General features: G+C 63.1%; 24 protein-coding genes and 1 riboswitch. Of the genes, 12 read left to right on the forward strand and 12 right to left on the reverse strand.

Annotation, left to right across the window (positions count from 1 at the left end; all coding sequences use genetic code 11):
• Positions 1-9: 9 nt before the first annotated feature.
• A complete protein-coding gene (locus tag UB48_RS08770; RefSeq protein ID WP_045196001.1) occupies positions 10-915 on the forward strand; it encodes a TIGR01777 family oxidoreductase in 906 nt (301 codons plus the stop codon).
• Positions 916-928: 13 nt separating this feature from the next.
• Entirely contained in the window at positions 929-1,942 is a 1,014-nt protein-coding gene (gene hemH / locus UB48_RS08775; protein ID WP_045196002.1) for a ferrochelatase, read from the forward strand.
• A 62-nt stretch (positions 1,943-2,004) separates the two neighbouring features.
• On the opposite strand, the gene UB48_RS08780 is transcribed toward hemH, so the two are convergent.
• Both UB48_RS08780 and upp read right to left on the reverse strand, forming a co-directional pair.
• The gene (locus tag UB48_RS08780) at positions 2,005-3,279 is read right to left on the reverse strand and encodes a uracil-xanthine permease family protein (RefSeq protein ID WP_045196004.1); all 1,275 of its coding nucleotides are present in this window, start codon (positions 3,277-3,279) and stop codon (positions 2,005-2,007) included.
• 2 nt (positions 3,280-3,281) lie between these two features.
• The gene (upp, locus tag UB48_RS08785; RefSeq protein ID WP_045196006.1) at positions 3,282-3,920 is read right to left on the reverse strand and encodes a uracil phosphoribosyltransferase; all 639 of its coding nucleotides are present in this window, start codon (positions 3,918-3,920) and stop codon (positions 3,282-3,284) included.
• Positions 3,921-4,084: 164 nt separating this feature from the next.
• Here upp and UB48_RS08790 point away from each other — a divergent pair, with 164 nt between their 5' ends.
• The 3 genes from UB48_RS08790 (at position 4,085) to UB48_RS08800 (ending at position 5,557) form a co-directional block, all read left to right on the forward strand.
• On the forward strand, positions 4,085-4,642 hold the full coding sequence (locus UB48_RS08790; RefSeq protein ID WP_010225758.1) for a hypoxanthine-guanine phosphoribosyltransferase: 558 nt from the start codon (positions 4,085-4,087) through the stop codon (positions 4,640-4,642).
• Between the two features lie 86 nt (positions 4,643-4,728).
• Entirely contained in the window at positions 4,729-5,196 is a 468-nt protein-coding gene (locus tag UB48_RS08795) for a hypothetical protein (RefSeq protein WP_045196008.1), read from the forward strand.
• Between the two features lie 70 nt (positions 5,197-5,266).
• Entirely contained in the window at positions 5,267-5,557 is a 291-nt protein-coding gene (locus UB48_RS08800; RefSeq protein ID WP_045196010.1) for a PA4642 family protein, read from the forward strand.
• Positions 5,558-5,609: 52 nt separating this feature from the next.
• Here UB48_RS08800 and mqo read toward each other — a convergent pair whose 3' ends face one another.
• Both mqo and UB48_RS08810 read right to left on the reverse strand, forming a co-directional pair.
• Positions 5,610-7,115 (reverse strand): malate dehydrogenase (quinone), encoded by a 1,506-nt coding sequence (gene mqo / locus UB48_RS08805; RefSeq protein ID WP_045196012.1) that lies wholly within the window; start codon positions 7,113-7,115, stop codon positions 5,610-5,612.
• A gap of 605 nt (positions 7,116-7,720) precedes the next feature.
• Positions 7,721-7,954, reverse strand: coding sequence for a hypothetical protein (locus tag UB48_RS08810; RefSeq protein WP_045196014.1), 234 nt, complete (start codon positions 7,952-7,954; stop codon positions 7,721-7,723).
• Between the two features lie 174 nt (positions 7,955-8,128).
• On the opposite strand from UB48_RS08810, the gene UB48_RS08815 reads away from it, so the two are divergent.
• Complete coding sequence (locus UB48_RS08815) at positions 8,129-8,713, forward strand: YajG family lipoprotein (RefSeq protein WP_038997150.1); 585 nt, start codon at positions 8,129-8,131, stop codon at positions 8,711-8,713.
• Between the two features lie 63 nt (positions 8,714-8,776).
• On the opposite strand, the gene UB48_RS08820 is transcribed toward UB48_RS08815, so the two are convergent.
• On the reverse strand, positions 8,777-8,983 hold the full coding sequence (locus UB48_RS08820; protein ID WP_045196016.1) for a hypothetical protein: 207 nt from the start codon (positions 8,981-8,983) through the stop codon (positions 8,777-8,779).
• Positions 8,984-9,152: 169 nt separating this feature from the next.
• On the opposite strand from UB48_RS08820, the gene UB48_RS08825 reads away from it, so the two are divergent.
• A complete protein-coding gene (locus tag UB48_RS08825) occupies positions 9,153-9,413 on the forward strand; it encodes a hypothetical protein (RefSeq protein ID WP_045196018.1) in 261 nt (86 codons plus the stop codon).
• A gap of 48 nt (positions 9,414-9,461) precedes the next feature.
• Here UB48_RS08825 and UB48_RS08830 read toward each other — a convergent pair whose 3' ends face one another.
• Positions 9,462-10,625, reverse strand: a complete 1,164-nt coding sequence (locus tag UB48_RS08830; RefSeq protein ID WP_045196020.1) for a 1-acyl-sn-glycerol-3-phosphate acyltransferase — start codon at positions 10,623-10,625, stop codon at positions 9,462-9,464.
• Positions 10,626-10,749: 124 nt separating this feature from the next.
• Between UB48_RS08830 and UB48_RS08835 the strand changes: the two genes are divergently transcribed.
• Genes UB48_RS08835 through UB48_RS08845 form a run of 3 tightly spaced genes read left to right on the forward strand, consistent with a single transcriptional unit; the run spans position 10,750 to position 11,828 of the window.
• Positions 10,750-10,932, forward strand: coding sequence for a CPXCG motif-containing cysteine-rich protein (locus tag UB48_RS08835; protein WP_045196022.1), 183 nt, complete (start codon positions 10,750-10,752; stop codon positions 10,930-10,932).
• Positions 10,932-11,192 carry a DUF2007 domain-containing protein gene (locus UB48_RS08840; protein WP_038997143.1) on the forward strand — a complete coding sequence of 87 codons (261 nt, stop codon included), beginning with the start codon at positions 10,932-10,934 and terminating at the stop codon, positions 11,190-11,192. The genes UB48_RS08835 and UB48_RS08840 overlap by 1 nt, the downstream gene beginning before the upstream one ends.
• A gap of 12 nt (positions 11,193-11,204) precedes the next feature.
• A complete protein-coding gene (locus UB48_RS08845) occupies positions 11,205-11,828 on the forward strand; it encodes an SOS response-associated peptidase (RefSeq protein WP_045196024.1) in 624 nt (207 codons plus the stop codon).
• Positions 11,829-11,886: 58 nt separating this feature from the next.
• Here the strand turns inward: UB48_RS08845 and UB48_RS08850 are convergent, their stop codons facing one another.
• Positions 11,887-14,028, reverse strand: a complete 2,142-nt coding sequence (locus UB48_RS08850; RefSeq protein WP_045196026.1) for a methyl-accepting chemotaxis protein — start codon at positions 14,026-14,028, stop codon at positions 11,887-11,889.
• 155 nt (positions 14,029-14,183) lie between these two features.
• On the opposite strand from UB48_RS08850, the gene UB48_RS08855 reads away from it, so the two are divergent.
• Complete coding sequence (locus UB48_RS08855) at positions 14,184-14,999, forward strand: M48 family metallopeptidase (protein WP_045196578.1); 816 nt, start codon at positions 14,184-14,186, stop codon at positions 14,997-14,999.
• Positions 15,000-15,110: 111 nt separating this feature from the next.
• On the opposite strand, the gene UB48_RS08860 is transcribed toward UB48_RS08855, so the two are convergent.
• The 5 genes from UB48_RS08860 to UB48_RS08880 form a co-directional block, all read right to left on the reverse strand.
• The gene (locus tag UB48_RS08860; RefSeq protein ID WP_045196027.1) at positions 15,111-15,698 is read right to left on the reverse strand and encodes a TMEM165/GDT1 family protein; all 588 of its coding nucleotides are present in this window, start codon (positions 15,696-15,698) and stop codon (positions 15,111-15,113) included.
• 88 nt (positions 15,699-15,786) lie between these two features.
• Positions 15,787-15,906, reverse strand: a riboswitch (yybP-ykoY riboswitch).
• 39 nt (positions 15,907-15,945) lie between these two features.
• Positions 15,946-16,944, reverse strand: coding sequence for a class I SAM-dependent methyltransferase (locus UB48_RS08865; RefSeq protein ID WP_045196029.1), 999 nt, complete (start codon positions 16,942-16,944; stop codon positions 15,946-15,948).
• A gap of 51 nt (positions 16,945-16,995) precedes the next feature.
• Positions 16,996-17,958, reverse strand: a complete 963-nt coding sequence (locus tag UB48_RS08870; protein WP_045196031.1) for a 2-hydroxyacid dehydrogenase — start codon at positions 17,956-17,958, stop codon at positions 16,996-16,998.
• A 20-nt stretch (positions 17,959-17,978) separates the two neighbouring features.
• Positions 17,979-18,347 (reverse strand): MerR family transcriptional regulator, encoded by a 369-nt coding sequence (locus UB48_RS08875; protein ID WP_045196033.1) that lies wholly within the window; start codon positions 18,345-18,347, stop codon positions 17,979-17,981.
• 12 nt (positions 18,348-18,359) lie between these two features.
• Complete coding sequence (locus tag UB48_RS08880; protein WP_045196035.1) at positions 18,360-18,938, reverse strand: NAD(P)H-dependent oxidoreductase; 579 nt, start codon at positions 18,936-18,938, stop codon at positions 18,360-18,362.
• Between the two features lie 147 nt (positions 18,939-19,085).
• On the opposite strand from UB48_RS08880, the gene UB48_RS08885 reads away from it, so the two are divergent.
• On the forward strand, positions 19,086-19,715 hold the full coding sequence (locus UB48_RS08885; RefSeq protein ID WP_045196037.1) for a LysE family translocator: 630 nt from the start codon (positions 19,086-19,088) through the stop codon (positions 19,713-19,715).
• Positions 19,716-19,746 lie beyond the last annotated feature (31 nt).

A 19,746-nucleotide genomic window follows, 5' to 3' on the forward strand; every position in this document is an offset into this window, starting at 1 on the left:
GACACAGCCATGCATATATTGCTGACCGGCGGTACCGGGTTGATCGGCCAACACCTGTGTCAGCACTGGCTGGCCCAGGGACATCGGCTGACGGTATGGAGTCGGCGCCCTGAACAGGTGGGCAAGTTGTGTGGCTCCGGGGTGCGTGGCATAGCCCGGCTCGATGAGCTGGCCGATGACGACGGCGTGGACGCGGTGATCAATCTGGCCGGCGCACCGATTGCCGACCGGCCCTGGAGCTCCAGCCGTCGCGCCTTGCTCTGGGCCAGTCGTATCACTTTGACCGAGCAATTGCTGGCCTGGCTGGAGAAACGTCAGCAGCGCCCCGAGGTACTGATCTCGGGTTCGGCGGTAGGCTGGTATGGCGATGGTGGCGAGCGCGAACTCACCGAGGCTTCGCAGCCGGTCAAGGAGGATTTCGCCAGCCAGCTGTGCATCGCCTGGGAAGAAACCGCCATGGCCGCACAACCGCTGGGGATTCGCGTGGTGCTGGTGCGTACCGGGCTGGTGCTGGCGAGCGAGGGCGGCTTTTTGTCGCGCCTGCGCCTGCCGTTCAAACTCGGGCTGGGCGGGCCTATCGGCGACGGTCGGCAGTGGGTGCCGTGGATCCATATACACGACCAGATCGCCCTGATTGATTTTCTCTTGCAGCACAAGGATGCCAGCGGTCCTTATAATGCCTGCGCCCCGGAGCCGGTGCGCAACCGCGAGTTCGCCAGGCGTCTGGGCCGGGCCCTGCACCGCCCGGCAGTGATGCCGATGCCGGCGCTGCTGCTCAAGGCCGGGCTGGGCGAATTGTCGACCTTGCTACTGGGCGGGCAACGGGCGCGGCCGGTACGTTTGCTGGCGGCCGGTTTTACCTTCCGCTTCAATGATCTGCAATCGGCCCTGGATGAACTGTCCAGGCGCCTCTGAAATAGGACGTTGCATGACCGATCACGCTTTGCTGCTGGTCAACCTGGGTTCACCGGCCTCCACCTCTGTCGCCGACGTGCGCCGGTACCTCAATCAGTTTCTCATGGACCCCTATGTCATCGACCTGCCGTGGCCGGTGCGGCGGCTGCTGGTGTCGCTGATCCTGATCAAGCGCCCGGAGCAATCGGCCCATGCCTATGCCTCGATCTGGTGGGACGAGGGTTCGCCGCTGGTGGTGCTGACCCGCCGCCTGCAGGCCGCAATGCGCGAGCAGTGGAGCCACGGCCCGGTGGAAATCGCCATGCGCTACGGCGAGCCTTCGTTGCCGACGGTGCTGACGCGCCTGGCCAGCCAGGGCGTGAAGAAGGTCACCTTGGCGCCGCTGTACCCGCAGTTTGCCGACAGCACCGTGACCACGGTCATCGAGCAGGCGAAACAGGTGATTGGCGAGCACAAGCTGCCGCTCGAGATGGCGATTCTGCAGCCGTTCTACGACAAGCCGGAATACATCGACGCCCTGGTAGCCAGCGCGCAGCCATACTTGCAGGAGGATTACGATCACCTGCTGCTCAGCTTCCATGGCCTGCCTGAGCGACACCTGAAAAAACTCGACCCCACCGGCAAGCATTGTTTCCAGGACGCCGATTGCTGCCGCACCGCTTCGCCCGAGGTGCTTGCGGTCTGCTATCGCGGCCAGTGCCTGCGCACCGCCCAGGCGTTCGCGCAGAAGATGGGCATCCCCGACGGCAAGTGGTCGGTGTCGTTCCAGTCAAGGCTGGGGCGGGCGAAGTGGATCGAGCCGTACACCGAAACGCGGCTGGACGAGTTGGGCAAGTCAGGGGTGAAAAAACTGCTGGTGATGTGCCCGGCGTTTGTCGCCGACTGCATCGAGACCCTGGAAGAGATCGGTGATCGCGGGCGCGAGCAGTTTGTCGAGGCCGGCGGCGAAGAGCTGGTGCTGGTGCCGTGCCTGAATGATCACCCGCAGTGGGTGCAGGCGTTGAAGGGGATGTGCGAAGAGGCTTGAGGGCCTCATCGCCGGTCTAGCCCGCTCCCACAGGCTGCTTGGGAGGGGGCTAGACCTTCAGATCAAGGCAACTGATCGTCCAGCGCCTTGTTTTTCCAGCTGTCGTTACCCGGCAGCAGCAGGTTCAGGGCGATAGCCACCACCGCGCACAGGGCGATGCCCTTCAGGCCCCAGTCATCGGGGCCGGTGCCGCTACCGATCAGCACGCCGCCGATACCGAACACCAGGGTCACCGAAACGATCACCAGGTTGCGCGCTTCGCTGAGGTCGATCTTGTGGCGGATCATGGTGTTCATGCCCACCGCCGCGATCGAGCCGAACAGCAGGCAGAGGATGCCGCCCATTACCGGCACCGGAATGCTCTGCAGCAGCGCGCCGAACTTGCCGATGAAGGCCAGGGTGATGGCAAAGACTGCCGCCCAGGTCATGATCTTCGGGTTGTAGTTCTTGGTCAGCATCACCGCGCCGGTCACTTCGGCGTAGGTGGTGTTGGGCGGCCCGCCGAACAGGCCGGCAGTGGTGGTAGCGATGCCGTCACCGAGCAGGGTGCGGTGCAGGCCAGGTTTTTTCAGGTAGTCGCGGCCGGTCACGCTGCCCACCGCAATCACCCCGCCAATGTGCTCGATCGCCGGCGCCAGGGCCACCGGTACGATGAACAGGATCGCCTGCCAGTTGAACGCAGGCGCGGTGAAGTGCGGCAGTGCCAGCCAGGGTGCGGCGGCGATCTTGGCGGTGTCGACCACGCCAAAGTAGAACGACAGGGCAAAGCCCACCAGCACGCCGGCGATGATCGGCACCAGGCGGAAGATACCCTTGCCGAACACCGCGACGATCAGGGTGGTCAGCAGCGCCGGCATGGAGATCATCATCGCGGTGCCGTACGGCAGCAGCTCGGCGCCGTCACCGGCCTTGCCCATGGCCATGTTGGCGGCTATCGGCGCCATTGCCAGGCCGATCGAGATGATCACCGGGCCGATCACCACCGGTGGCAGCAGGCGGTCGATAAAGCCGGTGCCTTTGATTTTTACCGCAAGGCCGAGGAAGGTGTAGACGAAGCCCGCCGCCATGACCCCGCCCATGGTCTCGGCCAGGCCGAACTGGCCCTTGGCGAGGATGATCGGGGTGATGAAAGCGAAACTCGAGGCCAGGAATACCGGCACCTGACGGCCGGTCACTATCTGAAACAGCAGAGTTCCCAAACCCGCCGTGAACAGCGCGACGTTGGGGTCGAGGCCGGTAATCAGCGGCATCAATACCAGCGCGCCAAAGGCGACGAAGAGCATCTGCGCGCCGGAGACGACCTGGCGCCAGAGCGGGTCGTTGAACTCATCCTGCATGTTCAGGCGTCCTTCTGCTTGGTACCGAAGATCTTGTCACCGGCATCGCCCAGGCCCGGGATGATGTAGCCGTGCTCGTTAAGGCACTGGTCGATCGAGGCGGTGTAGATCTGCACGTCCGGGTGGGCTTTCTCGACCACGGCGATGCCTTCGGGGGCAGCGACCAGGACCATGGCGCGAATATCCTTGCAGCCGGCCTTTTTCAGCAGGTCGATGGTGGCGACCATCGAGGCGCCGGTGGCCAGCATCGGGTCGATAATCAGCGCCAGGCGCTCGTTGATCTCCGGGGCGAGTTTTTCCAGGTAGGTGTGCGCCTCGAGGGTTTCCTCGTTGCGGGCCACGCCCACGGCGCTGACCTTGGCGCCCGGGATCAGGCTGAGCACGCCGTCGAGCATGCCGATGCCGGCGCGCAGGATCGGTACTACAGTAATCTTCTTGCCGGCGATCTTCTCGACCTGGACCTTGCCGCACCAGCCGTCGATTTCGTAGCTTTCCAGCGGCAGGTCTTTGGTTGCTTCGTAGGTCAGGAGCGTGCCGACTTCCTGGGCGAGCTCGCGAAAGTTCTTGGTGCTGATGTCGGCGCGGCGCATCAGGCCGAGCTTGTGGCGGATCAGCGGATGGCGGATCTCACGGGTAGGCATAGGGAAAAGCTCCGGGGGGCGGGCAAAAAAACCGCGCTAGATTAATCTATTCAGCCATGCATGTCCTCAGACTTACTGGACGTTAGTCCAGAAATGCTTGATCTGATGCGACGGGATGCGTACCTTTGCCCGCTTTTCTCAATTGCCGCCCCTTGGAGAGCGCCATGTCCGCCGATCTCGAGCACATCCGTCAAGTCATGCGCGAGGCTGACTGCCTGCACACCGAAGCCGAAGTCGAGGCCGCCATCGCCCGCGTGGGCGCGCAAATCACCGAGGTGCTGGCCGACAGCAACCCGGTAGTGTTCTGTGTGATGAACGGCGGGCTGATCTTCGCCGGCAAACTGCTGACCCATCTGCAATTCCCGCTGGAATCGTCCTACCTGCACGCCACCCGCTACCGCAACCAGACCAGCGGCGGCGACCTGTTCTGGAAGGCCAAGCCGGAAGTCTCGTTTATCGATCGTGACGTGCTGATCATCGACGACATTCTTGACGAAGGTCATACCCTCAGCGCAATCATCGATTTCTGCAAGCATGCCGGTGCCCGCGCCGTGCACACTGCCGTGCTGATCGACAAGGACCACGACCGCAAAGCCAGCGCCGACCTCAAGGCCGACTTCTGCGGCTTGAGCTGTGTTGACCGCTATGTGTTCGGTTATGGCATGGACTACAAAGGCTACTGGCGCAACGCTAACGGTATCTACGCTGTAAAGGGTCTCTGAGGTCCACAGGCGGGGCCGGTCGCCCCGGCTTGCCCCGTTTGCCTTACCCCATGCTAGAGTGCCAGGCTGCCCCCAAGGAGCCTGACATGCGTGCGATTTTCCCCCTGCTGTTCCTGCTGAGCATGCCGCTGGCCGCGGCGCCCCTGCACAGCCAGTTCCTGCCGCCCGACGACCTCGGGCTGCGTAAGGAAGTTGCCGATTCGCAGCAGTTGCTGCAGGTCACCAGCTATTCGGTGGTAGTGGGCAACCAGCGCCAGTCCAACCAGCAACCGATTCCGGTCACCTCACCGTTGATTCTGCGCCTCAAGGGCAAGCCGCTGAGCAAGGGCGCGACCATCAGCCAGGTACTGGTCAGCTTCGATGCCGAAAGCAAAAGCCTGAAAAAGCCGGTGTTCGACGACAAAAGCAAAACCCTCACACTCAACTACCCGCTGGCCCAGTACCGGGTGATGCTCGACCTGCTGCGCAACGATACCGTCTATGTGCAGTTCCTCAGCTACCCCAACGGTCACATCTGGGCCGATCTGCATACCGGAAGCGTACGCGCGCGTTGAGTGCCGGCGTTGCCCGGGGGTAAACTGCCGGCCCGTGAAAATGTCCGTGATGGTTCAGTTGGAGTCGGCAATGCGTAAAGACAAGAAGCAAGTGATTGGTGATGAGATCAGTGACGACTACATCAAGTCGTTCCTGCAATACGAGCCGGCCGATGGCGTAACTTCGCCCTCGCATCACAAGCTGATCAAGGGCTACCGCGGCCTGCGCGTCGATGACTTCGAGCGCTATGTCGGCTTCTTCGTCGAGGCTGGTTATGACCTGGACGGCAAGGACGAGCACGGTAAGACCTTCGTCGAAGCCATCGCGGATCAGCGCAATGCGCCCGAGTACACCGAGATCATCGACAAGGCTCGCGGCTGATACCAGCGCCCATAAAAAAACGCCCCGAAGGGCGTTTTTTTATGCCGGCAGATTATGCGTAGCTCTGCGCCGGGCTGCTTTCGACCAGGCCCAGGGCCTCGTCGTTGTACGCACTGATCTTGTGGTACAGGGCAGCGTCGGTGGCCAGGACCTTTTCCCGGGCCGGGAAAATTTCCTTGAGCTTGGCCGCCCAGGCGCCCTTGGCTTGCTCGGGGAAGCAGCGCTCGATCAGATCCAGCATGATCGACACGGTTACCGAAGCACCAGGGGAAGCACCGAGCAGGGCGGCCAGGGAGCCGTCCTTGGCTGCAACCAGTTCGGTACCGAACTGCAGGATGCCGCCTTTTTTCGGGTCTTTCTTGATGATCTGCACGCGCTGGCCAGCCACTTCCAGGCGCCAGTCCTCGGCCTTGGCCTCGGGGTAGAAGCGGCGCAGTGAATCCAGGCGCTGCTCCATCGACTGCATCACTTCGCTGACCAGGTACTTGGTCAGGTCCATGTTGTCGCGGGCCACGGCCAGCATCGGGCCGATGTTGCCCATGCGTACCGACAGCGGCAGGTCGAGGAACGAGCCGTGCTTGAGGAACTTGGTGGTGAAGCCTGCGTACGGGCCGAACAGCAGCGAGGTCTTACCGTCGACCACGCGGGTATCCAGGTGCGGCACCGACATCGGTGGCGAACCTACCGCGGCCTGGCTGTAGACCTTGGCCTGGTGGCGCTTGACCACTTCCGGGTTGTCGCAACGCAGCCACTGGCCGCTGACCGGGAAGCCGCCAAAGCCCTTGCTCTCTTCGATACCCGACAGTTGCAGCAGCGGCAGGGCCGCGCCACCGGCGCCGAGGAACACGAAGCGGGCATCGACTTCACGGCTGCTGCCGCTGTTGACGTCCTTGATGCTGACGGTCCAGCCGCTGCCGTTACGGCGCAGGCCGGTGACTTTCTTGCAGTACTTGACCTGTGCTTCGGGGGCGTTGGCCAGGTGCTTGAGCAGCTTGTTGGTCAGCGCGCCGAAGTTGACGTCGGTGCCTTTCATGACGCGGGTGGCGGCGATCTGCTGGTCGGCAGGGCGACCCGGCATCATCAGCGGCATCCACTCGTTCATCACCGCCTTGTCTTCGGTGTACTCCATTTCGCTGAAGGCGTGGTGCTGCTTGAGCATCTCGAAACGCTTCTTGAGGAAGCTGATGCCCTTCTCGCCCTCGACGTAGCTCAGGTGCGGCACGGGGTTGATGAACGCCCGCGGCGAGCTGAACGCACCCTTTTTGCTCAGGTAGGCCCAGAACTGCCGGGACACCTCGAACTGGGTATTGATATGCACCGCTTTCTTGATATCGATGCTGCCGTCGGCGGCCTGTGGCGTGTAGTTCAGTTCACACAGCCCGGCATGGCCGGTCCCGGCGTTGTTCCACGGGTTGGAACTTTCCGCGGCACCCGAATCCATCAACTCGACGACTTCCAGCTTGATCGCCGGGTCGAGTTCCTTGAGCAGTACGGCCAGGGTGGCACTCATGATGCCTGCCCCTACCAGTACTACATCGACTGCTTCGTTCTGCGCCATTAACGCGTCTCCAAAATCTTCAGCACCAAATTGACAGCATAGGATCCCTGGCTTGCCAGGATCGCCATGTCCGATTATTCGCAGTTTTTGCAACTTCAGCGGACACCACCAACCGGGCTTTGCGTTGCCTATGAACGCATTTTACAGCCGGTGCGGCAATTCGACTTATGGTCAAGGTATCCGTCGTGCGTTATGGACCGGTTTCAGGCACCCATTGAAAATGAGCGCTGTTGCCAGCTGTTCAGGGCTGTTCGGGACACTTTAGGTGCTTTTGCACATGCCAGACTGTTCATTGCTCGCCACACTCTCGTGAAGTTGTGAAAACCCGTTTTTTCACGCTCTTTTGGAGACGTGAACCTCAAAATGGGCTGCGCGATGGCAGACCCGGCAGGTTCAGGCAGAGCAGATGGCCGGATGACGCAGGCACACTGGCTGGTGCAAGACCTGTGTGGAAGGCTCTCTGTGGGCGGTGCGGGGGATGCGCAATGCTGGGCATTGGCGGTACTGCGAGGCCCGATCAGGAGACGTCCTTATAATCGGGGGGAGATTATAGCGATGTCGCGGGCAGAAAAGCTCTTTATTAGCGACTTTTATTGAGGCAAAACTCAGGCGGCGAGGCTGCGTTGCAGCCAGTTTCCACTGACACGCTTTGAAACACGGGCGCTGGCGGGCAGCGGACGGTTGAGCCAGGCGAGGCGAATTTCGCTGATTTCCACCCAGCCACTGGTCGCCGGGGCCTGCGCGCACTGCTTGAAGGCCTGGCAAAGGCCGTGGGCGTCGAGGCGGGCGAAGCAGCGTTGCGGGTTGCGTTTGAACAGCAGGGCCAGGAGCGAGGACATGGCGGGTATCCCTGTGAAGAACTGAGCCTAGGATAACCGGGCAGTGATGAAACGATTGTGACAGCGAACCGGGCCCGGGGATGCCTGTCTTATTCACTAATGGCACGCCGATAGCTGGGCTGCCCCGTGCTGGTTATACTGGCGGCCTTTGCTGCCTATTCTGGAGAGATGAGCATGTTGCAACGTTTGTTGTTCGGTTTGATCGCGGTGACCAGTCTGACCCTGGCCGGTTGTGCCCACAGCCCGCAACAACTCAGCCCGCAACCGAAACTCAACGCCCAGCTGGCGCCGGTCGGCCATGGCCAGCCAGTGGTGGTCAAGGTGGTCGATGGCCGCGCTTCGCAAACCCTCGGCACCCGTGGCGGCCTGTACCCTGAAACCAGCGCCATCACCGTGACCGGCAACGACATCCTGCCAAAACTGCAGGCCCAGGCCGAAGCAGCTGTGCGCCTGCTGGGCTTTACCCCGACGCCGAACGCCTACAACGCGCCGCAGCTGACCGTGACCCTGGCCGAGCTCAAGTACCAGTCGCCCAAAGAAGGCATGTACGTGACCGAAGCCACCATCGGCGCAACCTTCAAGGCTGACGTGGCCAACGCCAACCGTCGCTACAGCGGCCGCTACGGCGCGTCGCTGGACCAGCGCTTCGGCATGGCGCCGAACCAGGAAACCAACACCAAGCTGGTGGGTGATGTGCTCAGCGATGCGCTGACCCGCCTGTTCAAGGACCAGGCCATCGGCCAGATCCTCGGCGAATAAGCCTCACCAGCAAAAAGCCCGATGTCTGCATGGCAGGCATCGGGCTTTTGTGTTTTTGCAGGTTCAGGCGGCTTCGACGTAGAAGTCCAGCACGCTGATGCCGGTAGGGCCGTCGACCTCGGGCAGGTCTTCATGGGCATGCCCGCCCAGGGCGCAGTACACCAGCCATTGGCGGTCCTGGACGTTGAACGCCAGGCCGTCGATCAACGCCTGCTGCTCATCGCTCTGGGCGATCAGGTAGAGGCGGTCCTGGTTTTCGGCGTGCAGCATGACAAGCTCCGGTAAGTGGCGACGGCCAACAGAGTGGCGTGTCTTGATGACGAGCGTGTGACGCCGGGAATTAATCGTCATTTGTCGCAAAGCACAGGCAAGGGCACGGCGCTTGGGTAGAATGCCCGCCGTGTCGAAAGTATCGATGTACTTCTTTTGAGGTTTTGCGATGTCGTTGCAAGTGATCTGGGGGCTGTTTGCCGCCCATCCGGCCAAGCTGATCAATCTGCTGGCCCTGCTGCTGACCTGCCCGGGCGGCCTGCTGCTGCACAGTGCCCGCCGCCGCGCGGCGCAAACCCTGGCGGGCCTGGCTGGTGATGAAGCGGTGATCGATGGCATGAGCCTGCGCATCAACCGCTTCTACTACATTCTTGGCTTTGCCTTCCTGGCGCTGGCCTTGCTGTTGTCCTGGTTCAGCACCTGGGTGTGAAGCCTGCTCCCAAGTTAATTGTGGGAGCGGGCTTGACCCGCGATAAATTTACAACGCCAACCCCGCCTTGACCCGGTACTGATTGCGTACCGGCATCGCATACTGCTGCACCAGGTACGGCCGCTGTTCGGCCGGGCAGGCGTCCAGGCGGCGCTGCCATTCGGCCTGGGCGCGGGCCAGTTCATCGGCCGCAAACACCTTGGCCGCTGCTGGCACCTCCAGCGCCGGGTCGGCATCGGCCCACTGCGCATAGGCCAGGTAATGCACCGGGAACAACCGGTAGCCGGCCAGAATCTGCCGGTCAATCTCTGCTGCCAGTTGCTTGGTGTCCTCGACGAACTCCGTCACCGGCGGGGCAAAGTTGATGTGCACGCGGCCTTTGTAGCCGGTGATGCCCTGGGCGATGCTGATGTCGTCTTCACCCGGCGCCTTGCTGTAGGTGCCGGTGGTGGCGCGGATATACAGCTCGCGGGCCTTGGCTTGGTCGCAGGGGTCGTACTCGTAGCTGATCGACACCGGGCTCAGGTTCAGCGACTGGATCACGGCGCCGAACGGCTCGTCCTTGCGGCTCATGTGGAACATTTTCAGGATTGCCGAATCGGTACGGTCATCACCATCCTTGGCCCGGCCTTCGGCCTGGGCGATCCAGATCGACTGGCCGTCGTTGCGGATCGAGTGGTTGATGTAGGCCGACAGCAGCTGGTAAGCCGCGAGCTTTTCCCGTCGGCCGGTGATCGAGCGGTGCACGATGAAGCTCTTGTTCAGGCGCATCATGTCGCTGACGAACGGTTTTTGCAGCAGGTTGTCGCCGATGGCGATGCGCGGGGTCGGCAGGCCGGCGTGGTACACGGCATAGTTGACGAAGGCCGGGTCCATGACGATGTCGCGGTGGTTGGCCAGGAACAGGTAGGCGGTACCGGCCTTGAGCTGCTCGACGCCGGTGTAGGTCACGCCGTCGGTTGCCCGCTCGATGGTATGGTCGACGTAGTACTCGACTTTGTCCTGCAGGGTCGAAACGCAGGTGACCCCGGCAAACTCTTTGCGCAGGCGCCGGGCGATCAGCGGCTTGAGCAGCCAGCCGAAGGCCCCGGCCATGCGAGGGAAGCGGAAGTGGGTGAGGATATCGAGGAATGCCGGGTCGCTGAGCAGCCGTGCCAGAACGGCAGGGACTTCAGCGTCGTCGTACGGTCGGATGGCATCGAATTCGCCCATCATGCTCTCTTGTTGGAAACGGCTAGGGTAATAGGTAGGGCCGGGGTCTGAAAAACGGCTCAGACACACTCAGGGCCTGTAAATAGACCGGCAATTATACGCACAAGTCACTCGGGAGGCCGCGATGCTGGAGACAGCGCTTTACGATTGTCCTTATTGTGGTGAAGAAGTCGAGACGACAGTGGACCTGTCGGGCGGTGATCAGGAGTACATCGAAGACTGTCAGGTGTGCTGCAAGCCGATCCGTTTCGTGCTGCAGGTGCATGGCGAGGAATGGATGCTGGACGTTTATGGTGAGAATGACTGATGCAGCGAATCTACGACCCTGAAAGCCTGCTCGAAGCACAAATGCTCATCGGCATGCTCGCCAGCGAAGGCATCACAGTGCACCTGGTCGGCCGCGACCTGATGGGCGCCATGGGCGACCTGCCGATGCACGGTTTGCTCGGTTTGGCGGTGGCCGATGAGCAGGCTGCCTGCGCACGCGAGCTGATCGCCGCGTACAATAGCGCCCAGCCACTTGCCGGCGACGAACCGGAGAACATCCCCGGAACCCTGATTTGCTAGGTTTTTGCCCTCATGTGTGGACGTTATGCGCTGTTTCGCTGGTCTCCCGCCTTTGCTGCCCTGCCGGGATTTCCCAGTGACCAGCAAGCGCAATGGAATATCTCCCCCGGCGCCTCGGTGCTGATCCAGCGCCGCCTCGAGGGTGGCCAGCTGGAGCTGGCGCGGGCACGCTGGGGGCTGACCCCGGCCTGGCTCACCGACTTGTCGCGCACCCCGGCCCACGCCCGCGCCGAAACCCTGGCCGAACAGCCGATGTTCCGTGAGGCGTTTCGCCTGCGTCGCTGTCTGCTACCGGCCAACGGCTTTTACGAATGGCGCGGCACCCAGCGCAAGCGGCCGTACTGGCTGACGCCGGGGGAGGGCTCGTCGTTGTTTTTTGCGGCGATATGGGAGGCGTATCCGGTGCAGGATCAGGTCTGGCTGAGTACCGCGGTGGTAACCCAGGCGGCGCTGAACCAGCGCCGGCCGCTGATACTCGATGAGGCCGGGCAGGCTGCCTGGCTCGATCCCGAAACCCCGCCGGCGCGCTTGTACGAGCTGCTGGCGGGCGGCCAGGCGCCGCTGCGCGAGCGGGTGCTGGCCAATATGGTCAATGATCCCAAGCTCAATGGGCCGGAGTGTTTGACCCCGGCTTAAAAGCATCGCGGGTCAAGCCCGCTCCCTCAGCTGACCCTTTGCTCTGTGGGGGCTGGCTTTACACCCTGAACTGATTGATCAAGCGCCGCTGTTGCTCGGCCAGCTTGGTCAGCTCGGCGCTGGCGGTACTCGACTCATCCGCCCCGCCAGCCACCTCGTTGGCCACCTGGCCAATATTGATCACGTTACGGTTGATGTCTTCGGCCACCGCGCTCTGCTCTTCGGCAGCACTGGCAATCTGCGTGTTCATGTCGTTGATCACCGACACTGCCTGGGTAATGCTTTCCAGCGCCTGGGCAGCGCGCGCGGCTTGCTGCACGCTGTCGTCGGTCTTGCCCTGGCTGTCTTCCATGACCCGCACCACATCGCGGGTACCTTGCTGCAGTTGCTGGATCATCTGCTGGATTTCTTCGGTGGCCTGCTGGGTTTTCTGCGCCAGGTTGCGCACTTCATCAGCGACCACGGCAAAACCACGGCCCTGCTCACCGGCGCGAGCGGCCTCGATGGCGGCGTTAAGCGCCAGCAGGTTGGTCTGCTCGGCAATCGCGCGGATGGCGGTGAGGATGGCGTTGATGTTTTCGCTGTCGCGCGCCAGGTTCTGCACCACACCCACTGCTCGACCGATTTCCTCGGCCAGGGCGCTGATCGAACTGGAAGTATCGCGCACGATCGCCAGGCCCTGGTGTGCGGCCTGGTCGGCATTGCTGGCGGCCTGGGCGGCATGGGTGGCGTTGCGCGCGACGTCCTGGGCGGTAGCAGTCATTTCGTGCACGGCGGTGGCCACCAGGTCGATCTCGGCCATTTGTTTGTGTACGCCCTGGTTGGTGCGAATGGCGATGTCGGCGGTGTGCTCGGAGGAGTCGCTGACCTTCTGCACCGAGGCCACCACCTGGCTGATCATCGCCTGCAACTTGCTCAGGAAGGTGTTGAAGCCCTTGGCGATCGAGCCCAGTTCGTCGGCGCGGTCGCTGCTCAGGCGGCGGGTCAGGTCGCCTTCGCCCTGGGCGATGTCATCGAGCATCGCCACCATCTGCCGCAGTGGCCGGGCAATGCCGTGGGCCAGCAGCCAGATCACCAGCAGGCCAAGGGCGGCGATACCCAGGCCGACCACGGTCATGCCGGTGATGTCGGTGCGGCGCTGGTCGCTGAGGTCGCTTTGCAACTTCTGCACATCGGCCATCACCGCGCTGATCGGCAGTTCCAGCAGCAGGGTCCAGCGCGCGTCGGTATTGGCGATCTTGAACGGCAAGTACAGCTCGATGCGGCCTGCGCCCTGGTCGACTTCGTAGTGCAGGTTCTCGCCGCTCAGTTGTGCCAGGGTGGCGGCGGCATTGGCGTCGAGGACGTCGCTGGCTTTCTCGCCGAATTTGCCCGGGTCTTTGGTAAAGGCCACCAGGCGGCCGTTGCCGGACACCAGTGCCAGCTCGCCGGCACCGTCATAGAGCTGGCGGTCGGCGGTGTTGAGCAGTTCCTGGATGAAGTTCACCGACAGGTCGGCGCCGGCAATGCCCTGGAACGTGCCGTCGATCATGATCGGCTCGACGAACGAGGCGAGCATCACCACTTTGTCGCCTACCTTGTAAGGTGCCGGGTCGATCACGCAGGCTTTCTTTGATTCCCGCGGGCACAGGTAGTACTCACTGGCGCGCACGCCGGTGGCGAGGACGGTCTGGTCGTTGACGTCGGCCAGTTTGTCCAGGCCCAGGCTGCCGTCTTGATTGCGGAACCACCAGGGCAGAAAGCGCCCGCTGGTGCTGTCGATACCGGTGATCGAGGTGCCGACGAAGCGCGCGTCGTCGTGGTCCAGGGCGTTGCTTTCCCAGCCCAGGTAGGTGCCGAGGATCAGCGGGTTGGTCAGTGCTGTCTGCTTGAGCAGGGCGATCATTTGCTGGCGTTCGATCTTCAGCAGCGGATTGCCGCTGGCGTCCTGCATGCCGAGCATGGCGTTGCTGGTAGCCAGGCCCCTGGCAATCAGTAGCGGTGCTTCCAGGCCGCGCTGGATCTCGCTGACCTGGGTCCGCGCCAGGGCGGTCAGGCGCTGCTCGATCACCGCCTCGAATTGCTGCTGGGTGCGGCTTTGCACCAGCTCCTGGGTACGTTCGCCGGAATACACGGCGTACAGCACCAGGGCGGCGACAATGCTCAGGACAATGGCGCCGGCCAGGGCGGCGACGGAAAACTGGATCGACCGGAACTTCATGAGGGGGCTCCAAGCGCAAGGAAAGGCGTCTGCCTTGCGTTATCGGCCCGGCCGGGCGAAAGCATGAGCACCGTCTGGAGAATTCTTCGTCAGGGATATGGCGGGCTCAACGGAGTCGGCCTAGGATACGCGGCATGTTCGAAGGGAGTGTTTTCATGCGTAAGTCATTTGTAATCGGTGCATTGAGCGCCAGCGTCCTGCTCGCTGGCTGCCAGGCGGTGAACACCACCAGCGGCGGCGCCGTGGGTGTCGAGCGTAAGCAATACATGTTCAGCATGCTGTCGACCGATGAGGTCAACCAGATGTATGCCCAGTCCTACCAGCAAACCCTGGGCGAGGCATCCAGCAAGGGTGTGCTCGACAAGACCAGCAACAACGCCAAGCGCGTGCAACTGATCGCTGACCGCCTGATTGCCCAGGCCCCGCAGTTCCGCCCGGACTCGGCGCAGTGGAACTGGGAAGTCAACCTGATCAAGAGCGACGAGCTCAACGCCAACTGCGGCCCGGGTGGCAAGATCTTCGTCTACAGCGGCTTGATCGAAAAACTCAAGCTGACCGACGACGAGCTCGCTGCGGTCATGGGCCATGAAATCGCCCACGCCCTGCGTGAGCATGGTCGTGAGGCGATGTCCAAGGCCTATGGCGTGCAGATGGCTCGCCAGGGCGCCGGTGCCCTGCTGGGCCTGGGCCAGGACAGCATGGCGATCGCCGACACGGTGGTGCAGTACAGCATGACCCTGCCCAACAGCCGCGCCAACGAGAACGAAGCCGACCTGATCGGCCTGGAGCTGGCCGCCCGCGCCGGCTACAACCCGAATGCGGCGATCAGCCTGTGGGACAAGATGGCCCAGGCCTCGGGTGGCTCGCAGCCGGAGTTCATGAGCACTCACCCGGCGTCGGCCAGCCGTCAGGCTTCGTTGCAGGCGGCGATTCCGAAGGTGATGCCGTTGTACGAGCAGGCACGCAAGTAAAGGGTAACCGGGGCCGCGTTGCGGCCCATCGCCGGCAAGGCCGGCTCCCACAGGGGCCTGTGTATACAAGGCCTGTGGGAGCTGGCTTGCCAGCGATGAAGTCACCACCGATCAGCCGATCCAGCCACTGACCTGCATCGCCGAATACACCGCCACCGCGGCCAGGACGAAGAATGCAGCCGACGCCAGGCGGCGGATCAGGGTCAGTGGCAGTTTCTCTGCAGCAAAATTACCCGCCAATACCACCGGCACGTTGGCAATCAGCATGCCCAGGGTGGTACCGATAATGACCATGATCAGGTGCGGATACTGCGCCGCCAGCATCACCGTGGCGACCTGGGTCTTGTCGCCGATTTCAGCGATGAAGAACGCGATCAGGGTGGTCAGGAACGGGCCGAAGCGCCGTGCGGTGCTGGCTTCGTCATCGTCCATCTTGTCTGGGATCAGCGTCCACAGTGCCGTGGCGGCAAAGCTTGCGGCGAGAATCCAGTGCAGGGTGGCGGCGGAGAAGAAGGTGCTGAACCAGGCGCCGACGGCACCGGCCGCGGCATGGTTGGCCAGGGTAGCGGCAATGATACCGGCGATGATCGGCCAGGGCTTGCGAAAGCGCGCGGCAAGGATCAGCGCGAGCAATTGGGTTTTGTCGCCAATTTCGGCGAGGGCCACGATCGCGGTGGGGACGAGCAATGATTCCAGCATCAGGATTCCTACGGGGGCGGGTCGACACGGCTATGACACGTACAGCCTTCCCGCCCCGGGTAAGGTGTTCGTGTCATAGGTCTTGTCAAACCCTGGGTCCGTCTGTGCGGACCGTGGGTCGCACGCGCCATGGTCTGTGGACCAAGTATGTTGACGCGTACCGGGCGAGCTGGGTGCTCGCGGGAGACTACTCCCCTAGGACGGAGCGGATTCTGCCTAGGCAAATCCGTTTCGGCAAGCGCTCTTTTTAACCGCGTGTTGCCTGGTAGATGCGAAAGCCTTGGCCCTCGTCGCGGATCCGGCAGTTGCCCAGGGCCGCTTCGATCAGCGGCTGGTAGCGCAGGAAGCTATTTGCCACCAAGCGCATTTCGCCGCCTTTTTTCAGATGATCGGCTGATTTTCGCAGCAGGTTTTCCGAGGCCTGGTAATTGGTGTGAACACCTGTATGGAACGGCGGGTTGCTGATGATCACGTCCAGCTCGCGCGGCGCGGCATCGATGCCGTCGCCGCAGATCACCTCGCCTTCCAGACCATTGGCGGCCAGGGTCAGGCGGCTGCTGGCCACGGCAAAGGCGTCGACATCGAGCAGGGTGATGCGGTTTTGCGGATAACGGCGTTTGATCGCCGCCCCGAGAACACCCGCGCCACAGCCAAAATCCAGCACGTGGCCGGTTGGCAGCTGGTCGAGGTTTTCCAGCAGCAGGGCGCTGCCGCGATCCAGGCGCCCATGGCTGAATACGCCCGGCAGGCTGACGATCTGCAGCGGGCCATCGGCCAGCTCCAGCTGGAAATGCTCGGCCAGGCTTTCCAGCGGCCTGGCTTCAGGGGCGTGCTCGACGGTGACCTGCCACAGCTGGCAATGGCGGGCGCTGTCGAGTTTGCGCGGCTTGCCGAAGGCGTGCAGTTGTTTGGCCGCGCCTTCGATGCCGCCGCGTTTCTCGCCGACCAGGTACAGCTGGCGACCGGCCAGGCGCGAGGCCAGGGCGTTGAGCAGGTAATTGGCCAGGTCCCGGGATTTGGGCAAGAACAGCACGGCGGCGTCGAAAGCCTGGGCCGGTGCGTTTACATCGAAGTGGCTGCGCCCGGCGAAGCGTGCCTCGAGCGCCGCCTGGTCGCCGGCGTGCCAGCTCCAGCCATGGGCCGCCGGCAACTTGCCGAGCAGGTCGTCGGCAGGCAAACCGGCCAGCAACAGCGAGCCCTGGAAAAGATCGGCCTGACGAAGCAACACTTCACTGCGCGGGTCCATGGACGGCGACTCCTGAAAAAAGTGGCGCAGTTTACCAGAGCCTGGCCGGGCTTAGACCTGGCGGCGCGGGCTGCCGGCAAAAAACGCCTCGGCGTTCTCGCTCAATTGCTCGACGATACGCTGGCGTGACTCGACCGCGCCCCAGGCGCTGTGCGGGGTGACGATCAGCCGCGGGATATCGGCTGCCAGCAGCGGGTTGCCGTTGACCGGTGGTTCGACACTCAGCACGTCGGTAGCCGCGCCGCCCAGGTGGCCGGCGCGCAGGGCATCGGCCAGGGCCTGCTCGTCGATCAGGCCGCCGCGGGCGGTGTTGATCACAAAGGCGCCGGGCTTGAGCAGGGCCAGTTGACGGGCGCCGATCAGGTTGCGGGTGTGCTCGTTGAGCGGGCAGTGCAGGGTCAGCGCGTCGACCTGCGGCAGCAGCTCATCCAGCGCAATTCGGTCTTCGCGGGGCGGGCGTCCGGGCAACTGGCCAAGCAGTACGCGCATGCCGAAGGCTTCGGCCAGGCGTGCTACGGCGCCACCCAGTTCGCCATGGCCGAGCAGGCCGAGGGTCTTGCCTTCCAGCTCGACGATGGGGAAGTCCAGCAGGCAGAACTGTTTGGCCTGGCCCCACTGGCCGTTGGCGACGGCCTTTTGATAGTCGCTCAGGCGCGTGGCCAGGGCCAACAGCAAAGCCAGGGTGTGCTGGGCCACCGACGGCGTGCCGTAGCCCTGGCAGTTGCTGACCACCACGCCCTGGGCGCGGGCGGCCTGCAGGTCGACATTGTTGGTGCCGGTGGCGGCCACCAGAATCAGCTTCAGCTCGGGGCAGGCGGCGAGGGTGGCGGCGTCGATCATGACCTTGTTACTGATCGCCACGCTGGCGCCCTGCAGGCGTTCGGCGACCTGCCCGGGGGCGCTGGCCGGATAGAGCTGCAGCTCATCGAAACAGGCCTTGAGGCGATCCAGCGCCAGGTCACCGAGGTCCAGGGAGCTATGGTCGAGAAACACGGCGCGACGGGAGATGGACATAGGGTGGCTCCAGTAAGGGCTCAAGCGTTGTAGGCGAAGCAATCGTAATGGCTGTGCTCAAGGCTGCTTTGCAGTTCAAGCAGGCCTTGCTGTTGCTGCTGCAGTGCCTGGATCTGCGCCTGCAGCTGGGCGCTTTTGCCGGCAATCGCCTGGCGCACCCGCTCGATCGGCAAGCCGGCCTGATCATCACTCACCAGCGCTTGCATCTCCTTGAGGCTGAAGCCGAGCTTTTGCGCGCACTTGATCAGGCTCAGCAGGGCGACGCTGTGTTGGTCATACAGGCGATAACGGCCCTGGCGCCTGGGCGCCGGCAGCAGGCCGATGCGCTCATAATGGCGAATGCTTTTGATGGTTGCCCCGGACAGCTGCGCGGCTTTGCCGATGTACATCGAACGTCCTTGTTAGTGCCGGTGAGCCAGCCTGCGCGCCTGCTGCAACCAGGCATCGCGCTGGCCTGCGCTCGAGCTGATGATGGGGCCAAACGTTAACGTCTTTTGCGTCCTGATTCCACAGAAGCCCAGGGTAGTGCGGCGCATCTGCTGCAGCGCCGGCATGCGGTAGACCCAGCGGTAGTACCAGGGCGGGGTGTCCATGCTCACCAGCAGGTCGGCGCTGCGGCCCTTGAGCAACTGTTCGGGGAAGGGCGAGTTGTTGCGGTACTTGAAGGCAAAGCCGGGCAGCAGGATGCGATCGAGAAAGCCCTTGAGCAGCGCCGGAATCCCGCCCCACCAGACCGGGAAGACCAGCACCAGGTGCTCGGCCCAGCTGATCAGCTGCTGGGCGTGCAGCAGGTCGGGCTCCAAAGCTTGTACCTGTTGATAACCCTCGCGCAGGATCGGGTCGAAGGCCAGCTCGCCGAGCTCCAGCAGGCAGACTTCATGGCCTTTGTCGCGGGCACTGCTGATGTAGCTGTCGCTCAGTGCTGCGCAGAAACTGTTACGCGAAGGGTGGCCGAGTATCACCAGGATTCGTTTGCTCATCGAAGGCAGTTCCAGGGGCAAAGCGCTGAGGCTAACGCCTGCCCCAAGGGGGAGAGTCAAGGCGCCAGCACCCACAGGGATTGTTTCAAAGGTCTGCGAGGGCGTAGTGTGTTGCCCCCGTTTGACCTTTTGCCGCAAGGAGCCCCCATGTACTGGGCCGAATTTCTGACTGTCGCCTTGATCCACCTGCTGGCTGTAGCCAGCCCCGGCCCGGACTTTGCCGTGGTGGTGCGCGAGAGTGTTACCCACGGCCGGCGCGCCGGTACCTGGACGGCCTTTGGCGTCGGTACCGCGATTTTCCTGCATGTCGGCTATTCGCTGCTGGGTATCGGCCTGATCGTGTCGCAGTCGATCATGCTGTTCAATGCGCTGAAATGGCTGGCTGCCGCCTACTTGCTGTACATCGGCTTCAAGGCCCTGCGCGCCCGCCCGGCCGCGCCTGGCAGCGACGCCGTGCAGGCCTCCACGGTCGAGCGCACACCGCGGGCGGCCTTTGTCGCCGGCTTCATGACCAATGGCCTGAACCCCAAGGCGACGCTGTTTTTCCTGTCGCTGTTCACCGTGGTCATCAACCCGCACACGCCGCTGGCGATCCAGGCCGGTTACGGGTTGTACCTGGCCGTGGCCACCGGCCTGTGGTTCTGCCTGGTGGCCATGCTGTTCAGCCAGCAGCGGGTGCGCGCCGGCTTTGCGCGCATGGGTCACTGGTTCGATCGCACCATGGGCGCGGTGCTGATTGCCCTGGGGGTGAAGATCGCTTTCACCGAAATGCACTGACAATGATGTTCAAACGCCACTAATCCCTGCA

The organism is Pseudomonas sp. 2(2015) (assembly GCF_000955865.1).
Taxonomy (GTDB): domain Bacteria; phylum Pseudomonadota; class Gammaproteobacteria; order Pseudomonadales; family Pseudomonadaceae; genus Aquipseudomonas.

Bases quoted from the DNA above. Each gene is read 5' to 3' on its own strand.
- UB48_RS08770 (WP_045196001.1), top strand. From the start codon at position 10: ATGCATATATTGCTGACCGGCGGTACCGGGTTGATCGGCCAACACCTG.
- hemH (WP_045196002.1), top strand. From the start codon at position 929: ATGACCGATCACGCTTTGCTGCTGGTCAACCTGGGTTCACCGGCCTCC.
- UB48_RS08780 (WP_045196004.1), bottom strand. From the start codon at position 3,279: ATGCAGGATGAGTTCAACGACCCGCTCTGGCGCCAGGTCGTCTCCGGC.
- upp (WP_045196006.1), bottom strand. From the start codon at position 3,920: ATGCCTACCCGTGAGATCCGCCATCCGCTGATCCGCCACAAGCTCGGC.
- UB48_RS08790 (WP_010225758.1), top strand. From the start codon at position 4,085: ATGTCCGCCGATCTCGAGCACATCCGTCAAGTCATGCGCGAGGCTGAC.
- UB48_RS08795 (WP_045196008.1), top strand. From the start codon at position 4,729: ATGCGTGCGATTTTCCCCCTGCTGTTCCTGCTGAGCATGCCGCTGGCC.
- UB48_RS08800 (WP_045196010.1), top strand. From the start codon at position 5,267: ATGCGTAAAGACAAGAAGCAAGTGATTGGTGATGAGATCAGTGACGAC.
- mqo (WP_045196012.1), bottom strand. From the start codon at position 7,115: ATGGCGCAGAACGAAGCAGTCGATGTAGTACTGGTAGGGGCAGGCATC.
- UB48_RS08810 (WP_045196014.1), bottom strand. From the start codon at position 7,954: ATGTCCTCGCTCCTGGCCCTGCTGTTCAAACGCAACCCGCAACGCTGC.
- UB48_RS08815 (WP_038997150.1), top strand. From the start codon at position 8,129: ATGTTGCAACGTTTGTTGTTCGGTTTGATCGCGGTGACCAGTCTGACC.
- UB48_RS08820 (WP_045196016.1), bottom strand. From the start codon at position 8,983: ATGCTGCACGCCGAAAACCAGGACCGCCTCTACCTGATCGCCCAGAGC.
- UB48_RS08825 (WP_045196018.1), top strand. From the start codon at position 9,153: ATGTCGTTGCAAGTGATCTGGGGGCTGTTTGCCGCCCATCCGGCCAAG.
- UB48_RS08830 (WP_045196020.1), bottom strand. From the start codon at position 10,625: ATGGGCGAATTCGATGCCATCCGACCGTACGACGACGCTGAAGTCCCT.
- UB48_RS08835 (WP_045196022.1), top strand. From the start codon at position 10,750: ATGCTGGAGACAGCGCTTTACGATTGTCCTTATTGTGGTGAAGAAGTC.
- UB48_RS08840 (WP_038997143.1), top strand. From the start codon at position 10,932: ATGCAGCGAATCTACGACCCTGAAAGCCTGCTCGAAGCACAAATGCTC.
- UB48_RS08845 (WP_045196024.1), top strand. From the start codon at position 11,205: ATGTGTGGACGTTATGCGCTGTTTCGCTGGTCTCCCGCCTTTGCTGCC.
- UB48_RS08850 (WP_045196026.1), bottom strand. From the start codon at position 14,028: ATGAAGTTCCGGTCGATCCAGTTTTCCGTCGCCGCCCTGGCCGGCGCC.
- UB48_RS08855 (WP_045196578.1), top strand. From the start codon at position 14,184: ATGCGTAAGTCATTTGTAATCGGTGCATTGAGCGCCAGCGTCCTGCTC.
- UB48_RS08860 (WP_045196027.1), bottom strand. From the start codon at position 15,698: ATGCTGGAATCATTGCTCGTCCCCACCGCGATCGTGGCCCTCGCCGAA.
- UB48_RS08865 (WP_045196029.1), bottom strand. From the start codon at position 16,944: ATGGACCCGCGCAGTGAAGTGTTGCTTCGTCAGGCCGATCTTTTCCAG.
- UB48_RS08870 (WP_045196031.1), bottom strand. From the start codon at position 17,958: ATGTCCATCTCCCGTCGCGCCGTGTTTCTCGACCATAGCTCCCTGGAC.
- UB48_RS08875 (WP_045196033.1), bottom strand. From the start codon at position 18,347: ATGTACATCGGCAAAGCCGCGCAGCTGTCCGGGGCAACCATCAAAAGC.
- UB48_RS08880 (WP_045196035.1), bottom strand. From the start codon at position 18,938: ATGAGCAAACGAATCCTGGTGATACTCGGCCACCCTTCGCGTAACAGT.
- UB48_RS08885 (WP_045196037.1), top strand. From the start codon at position 19,086: ATGTACTGGGCCGAATTTCTGACTGTCGCCTTGATCCACCTGCTGGCT.